8 protein-coding genes and 2 tRNA genes are annotated in these 9,724 nt (G+C 48.7%); 5 read left to right on the top strand and 5 right to left on the bottom strand.

Annotated features, from left to right (window positions below):
- Both R3177_RS10135 and R3177_RS10130 read left to right on the top strand, forming a co-directional pair.
- Positions 1 to 641, top strand: a 641-nt coding sequence (locus tag R3177_RS10135) for a GGDEF domain-containing protein (protein ID WP_318970919.1), incomplete at its 5' end; no start/stop codon positions are given.
- A 59-nt stretch (positions 642 to 700) separates the two neighbouring features.
- Complete coding sequence (locus tag R3177_RS10130; RefSeq protein WP_318970918.1) at positions 701 to 2,041, top strand: DNA recombination protein RmuC; 1,341 nt, start codon at positions 701 to 703, stop codon at positions 2,039 to 2,041.
- On the opposite strand, the gene R3177_RS10125 is transcribed toward R3177_RS10130, so the two are convergent.
- From R3177_RS10125 to R3177_RS10105, 5 genes are all read right to left on the bottom strand, one after another.
- Positions 2,042 to 3,070, bottom strand: a complete 1,029-nt coding sequence (locus tag R3177_RS10125) for a glycosyltransferase family protein (protein WP_318970917.1) — start codon at positions 3,068 to 3,070, stop codon at positions 2,042 to 2,044.
- Positions 3,071 to 3,086: 16 nt separating this feature from the next.
- Positions 3,087 to 3,635 (bottom strand): phosphatase PAP2 family protein, encoded by a 549-nt coding sequence (locus R3177_RS10120; protein ID WP_318970916.1) that lies wholly within the window; start codon positions 3,633 to 3,635, stop codon positions 3,087 to 3,089.
- Positions 3,636 to 3,780: 145 nt separating this feature from the next.
- Positions 3,781 to 5,253 carry a protein adenylyltransferase SelO gene (locus R3177_RS10115; RefSeq protein ID WP_318970915.1) on the bottom strand — a complete coding sequence of 491 codons (1,473 nt, stop codon included), beginning with the start codon at positions 5,251 to 5,253 and terminating at the stop codon, positions 3,781 to 3,783.
- Positions 5,254 to 5,336: 83 nt separating this feature from the next.
- Positions 5,337 to 5,413, bottom strand: a tRNA-Met gene (locus tag R3177_RS10110).
- Between the two features lie 176 nt (positions 5,414 to 5,589).
- A tRNA-Met gene (locus R3177_RS10105) sits at positions 5,590 to 5,666 on the bottom strand.
- A gap of 206 nt (positions 5,667 to 5,872) precedes the next feature.
- Between R3177_RS10105 and rlmKL the strand changes: the two genes are divergently transcribed.
- The 3 genes from rlmKL to R3177_RS10090 form a co-directional block, all read left to right on the top strand.
- Complete coding sequence (gene rlmKL, locus R3177_RS10100) at positions 5,873 to 8,002, top strand: bifunctional 23S rRNA (guanine(2069)-N(7))-methyltransferase RlmK/23S rRNA (guanine(2445)-N(2))-methyltransferase RlmL (protein WP_318970914.1); 2,130 nt, start codon at positions 5,873 to 5,875, stop codon at positions 8,000 to 8,002.
- Positions 8,002 to 8,244 (top strand): glutaredoxin family protein, encoded by a 243-nt coding sequence (locus tag R3177_RS10095; protein WP_318970913.1) that lies wholly within the window; start codon positions 8,002 to 8,004, stop codon positions 8,242 to 8,244. Before rlmKL ends, R3177_RS10095 begins: the two co-directional genes overlap by 1 nt.
- A partial coding sequence (locus R3177_RS10090) for an ATP-binding cassette domain-containing protein (RefSeq protein WP_318970912.1) occupies positions 8,244 to 9,724 on the top strand: 1,481 nt, incomplete at its 3' end. The genes R3177_RS10095 and R3177_RS10090, both read left to right, overlap by 1 nt.

Here is a 9,724-nt window from a genome sequence, read left to right as displayed (position 1 = left end):
TGAGCTGGCGCGCTTCGACATGGCCGGCAGCAAGCTTTACACCGGAGTCGTTGTTAAATGTAGTGCTGGCTTCTGTTTGCCTGGTGTTGCTGGTTCATTATTATGAAGTAAGCCGCAGTGAAGTATTCCGTGCCCTGACAAGCCAGCACAGACAGTTGCAACGGTTATCGGTCACCGATACCCTTACCGGGCTATATAACCGCAGTAAACTGGACGATATCCTCTGTCAGGAGATTGCCCGCTCAATTCGCCATCAAAGCCCTTTTAGTGTCATTCTTGCAGATTTAGATTATTTCAAAAGTGTCAATGATAACTTTGGCCATATGGCTGGCGATCAGGTGCTTATCGCTTTTGCCACTATTATGCAGCAACACTGTCGTGAGCTTGATGTGGCCGGTCGCTGGGGGGGCGAAGAGTTTTTAATTATCTGTCCCCATACCGATCTCAGTGGTGCAAAATTATTAGCCGAACGAATAAGAGTGGCAGTGGCAAACTTTGAGTTTACCCATGGCAAACCATTAACCGTTAGTCTGGGAGTAGCCAGTTTTATCCGGGATGATAACGCAAACACTATTCTTAAACGTGCGGATGATGCACTTTACCGGGCAAAAGGCAAAGGTCGTAACAGAGTAGAAATGTAAGCTGCTGTGACTTAATGCTTCTGACCCGCGACCAATTAGTTAATCAGGATCGCATAGTTATGAATTTTCAATTTACGCCAATGACAGTCATCTTGCCGGTGCTGACAATAGTGCTGTTGATTTTGGTCGTGGTGATATTCAGTCAGCAACGTGGCCGGCGGGAATTACAATTAAATCTGGCCAAGAATGAACACCAGGCTCAGCTATGGCAGCTCCAGTATCAGCAATTACAACAACAACATCAGCAACTGCAGCAGCAATATCAGCAGCTGGCAGTAGAGCATGCCAGATTAGGCAGTTCATTGCACGAAAAGCAGCAGCATTTTGCTGAGCAACTGCAGTTGCTACAGCAAAATAAAGCGGCGTTAAAACAAGAATTCGAATTACTGGCAAATGATATTTTAGAGCGAAAAGGTGAAGTATTTAAACATCAGAATCAGGAAAGTATGCGTCAATTGCTGACACCGTTGCAGCAAGATATGCAGGGTTTTCGACAAAAAGTTGAACTGTTGCATACAGAGGAAACTAAGCAGCGCTCTGAGCTTAAAGCTGAACTAAAACAGTTGCAGGCACTTAATCAGCAAATCACCACTGAAGCCAGTCAACTGAGTAAAGCACTGCAGGGGGAGCGAAAAATTCAGGGTAACTGGGGCGAGCTGATGCTGGAAAATGTTTTGGATAACAGCGGTCTTCGGGCCGGTAAAGATTTTAAGCGGGAAGCCAGCTTTAATACTGACAGTGGCCGGCAACGACCAGATGTGGTTATTTATTTACCCCAGGGCAAACACCTGATTATTGACGCTAAAACGTCACTTTCAGCCTATACCCGTTATGTCAATGCAGAGGATGACACCAGCAGACTGTTGGCATTAAAAGCACATATAGCGGCGGTTAAAGATCGGATAGCAGAACTCGCTGATAAAAGTTACTACCAGATCGCCGGATTAAATTCTCCTGAAGTCGTATTTATGTTTATCCCGATTGAATCAGCCTACGTTGCAGCCTTGCAACATGACAGCCAGTTATTTCAGATGGCACTTGATCGCAATATACTCGTTACAACGCCAACTACCTTATTAACCAGTTTGAACATCGTCCGCCAGCTTTGGCGCTTTGAAGACCAGAATAAACATACGGCAGAACTGGCCAGCAGGGCTGAAAAATTTTATCAGAAACTTAAAACCTTCCTCGATAGCATGCAGGGCGTCGGTAAGCAGCTCGATAAGGCAAAAGAGAGTTATGACAAAGCCCTGGGGCAATTGGTTACCGGTAAAGGCAACCTGATTAAACAAGCCGCTGAATTTAAGGAGTTGGGTGTAGCGGTAAAAACAGAGCTGGACCAGGAACTGGTAGAAAGAGCACAGCTCGAACTGGATAGTAGCAGTGAGCAAAGCGGCTGATTAACGTTGCTGCTGCCAGATGGTAGCCGCTAAGTCGCTGACTGTGTCGACACAGCCCTGTTTAAGCCAGCGGGCCACAGCTGTTGCCGGATCCGGCATTGGAAAAGGTTCAGCAGCGGGCTGATAAAGCCAGTTTAACAGCGCTTCCGGTGAAAACGTTTTAAACTGCTGCGCTTTACCCATCTTCAGCAGCGTAAAGGTATTATAAGCCTGCTCTATCTGACCTTGCAGTGATTTTATCAATAACTTTTTACCGGCAACCAGAGCTTCACTGCAAAGACCAAAGCCACTGTTACAAATGACCCCGCGGCAACGTTGTAAATCAGCTGGAAAAGCGTGCCGGCTCAGCGGCAGAATGGTTACATTGTCGTCTGTGCGCAACGCATTGACGTTAGCATATAATTTAAAGTGCCAGCTTGGGCATTGCTTTAACCAGTTGACGACCGCGGATAATTGTTCAAATGGCAGATAAACCAGGATAAAAGGCAGTTCGCTGCCATCGACCGGTAGCGGGCTAACAGGCGCAAGCAAAGGCGGCAGTAAACTTGGGAATTCAGGGCACCAATGCACCCCGAGCATCAGCTTAGCCGGAGCAAAAATTGATACAGCTGTTTTTAACCAGCGAGCTGACTGCTGGCCAGCCAACGGATAACGTAAAGCATATTGGCGCGCCAGGCCAACCGACAATATGCCCTGACGTTTTGCCGCCCAGGCTGTTACCGGCTCAAAGTCTGTTAATATCAGATCATAGTCACTGACATCCAACTGGCTGACATCCCTGTAAAACTGCCATGGCTGCAACTGAGTAAGCGTGGCCAGTGTGTTAACTTTGCCTTTGGCCGTCGCAAAAGTAAAACCCCGTGCCCACCGATAGTCTTTAAACATTTCCATATCAAACAACCGCTGCTTAGGACGACCACTGAACAAAAAATCGACCTCGATTCCCTGCTGTTGCAATGATGGCAGCAAGGCTCTGGCGCGGGTGATATGACCGTTTCCGGTAGCTTGTACTCCATAAAGAATTTTCATCGGTATCAAAAAACTGTCATAAGCTACTAAAACCGCTAATTAACACCAAATCCAACACAAAAAACGCAATCACACTGCCAAGGGCTGCACCGGCTATAATATCGGTTGGGTAATGGACGCCCAGCAATACTCGTGATACGCCAATACCTGCTGCCAGCAGCAAGTAGCAGACTGTAAATTGCGGGTAGCAGGCGATAAGCAGCCAGGCAAACATAAACGCAGCCGCCGTGTGTCCTGATGGAAAACTAAACCGATCTGAAGGCCGGATGGCTGCTGACCAGCCATGTCGCAGGAGACCCTGTGGTCTTTCACGCTGTATGATGTTTTTCAGCAGCCAGTATAACGGCAGTTCAATAGCAAAGGCCAGTACAGCATGCAGCATAAATTGAACGCCTCGCTGTTGTTCAAATTGCCACAGTAACAGAGCAATAACCAGATATAATGGCCCGTCACCGCAACGGGACAAACCGAGACTCAGCCGTTTTACTGAGGGTAACTGGCCTATCAGATTAACCTGAAAAAACAATCTGGTATCCAGTAATGTCAGCTTTTGCAGTGTGTTCATCAGTCGCATTCCTGTTGAAACCTGCTGTCATTACAGGCTGGCAAGATGACATCTGCATGAAAATACCGTTAAGCATTTATGACCTGGCGAGTTTTATCCCGTAAAAATACCACAATCAAAACGTTGAACCGGCGGGAGATGCATGTCAGGTACCACAAAAGGTGCGGCAAACCCGTTCGGCAGCGGTCGCAGGCTGAGTTAACATCAGCTGCTCAGGTTTGCTGACGAAAGGTTGTTGCCAGGCATGCTGCAACTGATTAAAGAGACTGAGATCACCTTGCTCTGTAGCCTGAGTAATCGCGCGCTGTACCAGATGGTTGCGGGGAATAAGCGCTGGGTTGACCTGTTGCATAAAAGTAACACGTTGCAAAGGGGACACGCTTTGTGCAGTTATCCTTTCCTGCCAACGGGTCAGCCAGTGCTGCCAGCTGTCAATATCACCAAATAACTTAACTGCGTTTGCTGGATTGTGCTGGCTAAGCTCCCGGAAAAAAAGCGTGAAATCGACCTGTTGTTGCTCAAGTAGTTGCAGCAGGTCTGAAATCAGTTGTTCATCTGCTGCTGAGGGATGGGTAATACCCAGCTTGGCAGCCATTTTCTGCCGGTAATGCAGCTGATACGTTGCACTGAACGTTTCAAGCGCCGTTGTCGCCCTTTCAATCGCTTTAACCTGTTCAGAATCCAGCAGGGGCAGCAGGGTCTCTGCCAGCCGGGTCAGGTTCCACAGGGCTATCGCAGGCTGATTGCCATAAGCGTAACGCCCTTGTCTGTCTATCGCACTGAACACGGTTTTTTTATGGTAGGCTTCCATAAACGCACAGGGTCCGTAATCAATTGTCTCGCCACTGATGGTCATGTTGTCGGTATTCATCACACCATGAATAAACCCCAGGCTCATCCAATGAGCCACCGTAGCCGCCTGAGCCGTGATAACCGCTTCGAGTAAGGCCAGGTAAGGCTGAGGTACGGTATTGCACTGCGGATAGTGACGGGCGATAACATAATCGGCAAATTTACGAAGCAGCACAGGATCATTTAACCCAGCAACATACTGAAAGGTACCTATCCGGATATGGCTTTTCGCCACCCGGGTCAGGATGGCGCCGGGCTGTGCCTGCTCACGGTAAACGACATCACCGGTGCTAACCGCTGCCAGGGCACGGGTTGTCGGCACGCCGAGCGCATACATTGCCTCGCTAATCAGATATTCACGGATCACAGGGCCCATCGGTGAACGGCCATCGCCGCCACGGGAGTAGGGCGTTGGGCCCGCGCCTTTAAGCTGCAGGTCAAACCGCTGGCCATTGCTGCTGATCACTTCAGCCAGCAACAGTGCGCGGCCGTCGCCTAAGCGGGGGACATAATTTGCAAACTGATGGCCGGCATAAGCCTGAGCGACTGGCTGACACCAATTGGCAAGCTTATTGCCTGAAAATAACCATAATCCCTGTTCTGTTGCCCGCAATGGTGTCGGCAGCATAAGTTCGTCGGCTAACGATTCATTAAATGCCAGCCATTCGGGCGCTGTGACAGCAGTAGGCTGACAAGCCGAATAAAGCCGATCGGGCAGTGTCTGGTAACTATGTTCGACGGTAAACCGGGGTGGGCTTGCAGGCATAACCAACTCTGTATTGCGAGATTAACCCTTACTGTAGCGTATTATCAGGCACAAAAAAACCAGCACTAAGCTGGTTAAGATGTTGGTTGCGGGAGCCGGATTTGAACCGACGACCTTCGGGTTATGAGCCCGACGAGCTACCAGGCTGCTCCATCCCGCGTCCGTATATTACCCTTGAGCAGTAAAGGTAATAGTTTGATTTGCATGACGTTACTTGATGACCTGTGGAATAAACAAGTCACAATTGGTTACGGGAGCCAGGTTCAGACCTTCGCTCCGTGGTTATAAAGAGGAGCCCGGGGGCGCTTTTCTATAATCACTTTTGCACAATCAATTTGGTTGCGGGAGCCGGATTTGAACCGACGACCTTCGGGTTATGAGCCCGACGAGCTACCAGGCTGCTCCATCCCGCGTCCGTCATTGCGGGGCGCATCTTAGTAGTTTTAGAGCGCCTATGCAAGGTGTTAATAAAGGTATTTTCAGTTATTTAAGCCGATTGGCGATTTAAACAGCAGCAGGCAAAATTTAATGGCTATATCGATGACTGTTACAAAACTCCAAAGGTGTTTAGGGCACATTCTGTTATACTGTCCGCCATTTTATTTTAAGGTTAGTTGTTATGCTGGAATTCTGGGCTTTAACGTCTAAAGGCGTCGAAGAGCTGTTAGCCGATGAAATACGTCAATTTCAGGGCGACGTCGTAAAAGTCACTATGGGTGTGGTGCGCTTTAAAGCGGAGTTAAGCAGTGCTTATCAGCTGTGTCTGTGGTCGCGCCTGGCAACCCGGATCATGCGGCTTATTCAGTCAGAGCCGGTAACAGCTGACTCAGATTTATACCAGATAGCCCGGAAAATTGACTGGCTGCAGTTAATGACTATTCGCCAGACGCTGGCAGTAGATTGTGTCGGCAAGCATGCCACCATTGATAATAGCCAGTTCGGCGGCATGCGGTTAAAAGATGCGATTGTCGATCAGTTTCGCGAGGAAACCGGCCAGCGACCAGATGTGGACCGGTTAAACCCGGATATGCGCTTTCAGGTTCGACTGGACAAACACTATTTTCATTTTCTGCAGGACTTTTCTGGGCCGTCTTTGCATCAGCGGGGATATCGTGCGGGACAGGGAGAGGCACCACTGAAAGAACACTTAGCCGCTGCATTGATCAAACGTTCAGGCTGGACCCCGGAGCAGCCATTATTCGACCCGTTTTGCGGCAGTGGTACCATTATTATTGAGGCAGCCCTGATTGCTCTGAATAAAGCGCCAGGTTTAAGCCGTGAGCGCTTTGCTTTTGAAGGCTGGCCGGGACACCGGGCCAGTGTCTGGCAGCAATTAAAAGACGCCGCCAAAGCACAGCAGCGCAGTTTACCTGCCCAGATTATATGCTACGGCAGTGATACCGATGAGCGGGCGTTAACCAAAGCACGACAAAATATGGCCAGAGCTGGTGTTGCCGACTATGTAAAGGTTGATTACGCCGATGCTACCGAATTACAGGGCTGTGTTGCAGCAACTGCCGGCGTTATTGTCACTAACCCGCCTTACGGCGAGCGGTTAGGGGACCTACCGAGCCTGATCCCGCTGTACAGTAAATTTTCGCTGGCGTTAAAACAGCATTATCAGGGCTGGCGCCTGGCAATTATCACCTCTAATGCTGATTTACTGCGCGCTTTGCGATTGTCGAAAAGCAAAACCTATAAATTTACCAACGGGCCGCTTGACTGCGAATTTACATTATTTGATTTGACTGAAAAACAGGTTGCAGTCAGCTCTGATGCGCCATCTTTGTTTTTTGCTGAAAGCAGCTCTTTTGGCAACCGGTTGGCTAAAAATCTGAAACAATTGCAAAAATGGGCAAAGCGGGAAGGCATCAGTTGCTACCGGTTATATGATGCTGACATTCCTGAGTATAACGTCGCGGTAGACTGGTACGATGGTGAAGTGGTCGTGCATGAATATGCCGCGCCTGCCACTGTTGATGAGCAACTGGCCCAGAAACGTTTATTCGATGTGGTCAATCAGGTGCCGGCGGTGCTTGGCATCAGCTCCGATAAAATGATTTTAAAAGTGCGGGAAAAACAAAAAGGCACTAATCAGTATCAGGCCATGGCTAAAGCGGGCCAGTACAAAGAAGTGGTGGAGTACGGCGCAAAGTTTTTGGTGAACTTAAGAGATTATCTGGATACGGGGCTGTTTTTAGACCATCGTTTAACCCGGCGCTTAATTCAGCAGCAAGCAAAAGACAAAACCGTGCTTAACCTGTTCGCTTATACCGGCACAGCGTCGGTGCATGCGGCTATAGGTGGTGCCAAATCGGTGACAACGGTTGATATGTCTAACACTTATCTTGACTGGGCTAAGCGAAATTTCACCCTGAATGGTTTTATGGTTAGCGGGCCGCAGGCGAAACAGTATCAGTTTGAACAGGCCGATTGTCTGCAGTGGCTGGCGCGATGTCGTAATCAGTTTGATCTGATTTTTGTCGATCCACCGACGTTTTCCAACTCAAAGCGGATGGAAGATAACTGGGATGTTCAGCGGGACCACGTCAAGTTACTGAATATGTTAGTGGGCAGACTGAATCCTGGCGGCAGAGTAATTTTCTCCAATAATAAACGCCGGTTTAAAATTGATAAGACAGCGTTGGAAGAAGCAGGATGGCAGGTTAATGACATCAGCGGTGCAACCTTGCCGGAAGATTTTAAACGTAACCCGCATATTCATGTGTGTTTTGAGCTGACCCGTTAATGATAAAGGTTGTTTTATACAGTACATGGGGTTGTCATCTGTGTGAACAGGCAGAAACTGTGCTGGGTAACGCAGGTATTACGTTCCGGGTGGTCGATATCGTTGACGACGACCAGTTATTTCAGCAGTTCCGGCTGCATATACCGGTTGTTGCTGCTGCTGAAAGTTTACTGTACTGGCCATTTAATGAGATTGCAGTGCTTAATTGGGCAAATGAGATAAAGGCAAAGGATACTAAGTAGTGGAATTATTACGTTTTCAGCAAGCCTGTCTGGCTTTTGGTACTAACCCTATCCTGGATCATGTTGATTTTAGTCTGTTCAGTGGCGAGCGGGTTTGTCTGGTCGGCCGCAATGGCGCCGGAAAATCGTCTTTTTTAAAATTGCTGACCGGTCAGCAAAATCTGGATGATGGGCAGATAGTCATTAATACCGGGGTGGTATTAAGCCGTTTAGAGCAGGATCCGCCCGCTAAGATGCAAACCAAAATTGCTGATTTTATCCGCGAAGGCGCTGGTGATTTGGCAGAAAAGTTACAGCAATTTTATACCTTATCGGAGAATCTCGACGGTGCCGGTGAAGCAGAGTATCGCTTATTCGAACAACTGCAGAATGAAATGGACACCCGCGACGGCTGGTCACTGGAAGCACGGGTCAGCGATATTTGTCAGCAGTTTGAAATGAACCCGGATGCCAGTCTGGCCACTTTATCAGGCGGCTGGCTGCGTAAAGCGGCTTTAGCCCGGGCGCTGATAGCCAAGCCAGACATTTTGCTGCTGGATGAGCCAACCAACCATCTGGATCTTGCTGCTATTCAGTGGCTGGAACAGTTTTTACTGAATTTTAACGGCGCCATTATTTTTATCTCTCACGACCGGGCTTTTATCCGGGCGCTGGCCACCCGGATTATTGACCTGGATAGAGGGGAGCTGACCTCTCATCCGGGTAATTATCAGGAATATCTGGATCGAAAACAGAAAATGCTGGAAGACGAACAAAAGCATAATGCCTTGTTCGATAAACGATTGGCAGAGGAAGAAGTCTGGATCCGCCAGGGCATTAAAGCCCGCCGTACCCGCAATGAAGGTCGGGTCAGGGCCTTAAAAGCACTGCGTCAGGAGCGCGCAGCCCGGCTGGAACAGCAGGGCAAGGTTGATTTTAATATTGAGCAGGCCAGTCGTTCTGGCAAGCTGGTGTTTGAAGGGAAAGGTATCAGCCTGGCATTTAACGGTAAACCGGTCATTGATAATCTGGATTTGCTGGTAATGCGTGGCGATCGGATTGCGCTGGTGGGGCCTAATGGCGTTGGTAAGTCGAGCTTAATCAAGGTGCTGCTGGGGGATTATAAAGTTGACAGCGGCGAGGTAAAGCGCGGGACTAATCTGGAAGTTGCTTATTTTGATCAGCACAGAATTGCCCTGGATTTAGAAGCAACAGTACAGGATAACGTGGCCGACGGTAAACAGGAAGTGCAGCAAAATGGCCAAAGCCGCCATGTACTTAGCTACCTGCAGGACTTTCTGTTCCCGCCAGCCCGGGCCAGAACACCGGTCAAAGCATTATCAGGCGGGGAGAAAAACCGTTTGTTGCTGGCAAAGTTATTCGCCAGGCCCAGTAACCTGCTTATTCTGGATGAACCTACTAATGATTTAGACGTAGAAACACTGGAATTACTCGAAGATATTTTGCAGCAATATCAGGGGACAGTGATTTTAGTCAGTCA

Origin of the sequence: Arsukibacterium sp. (genome assembly GCF_033722355.1) — a bacterium.
Classification (GTDB): domain Bacteria; phylum Pseudomonadota; class Gammaproteobacteria; order Enterobacterales; family Alteromonadaceae; genus Alishewanella.
Note: the sequence above shows the minus strand (reverse complement) of the source record. Positions and strands in the feature narration are given on the sequence as shown.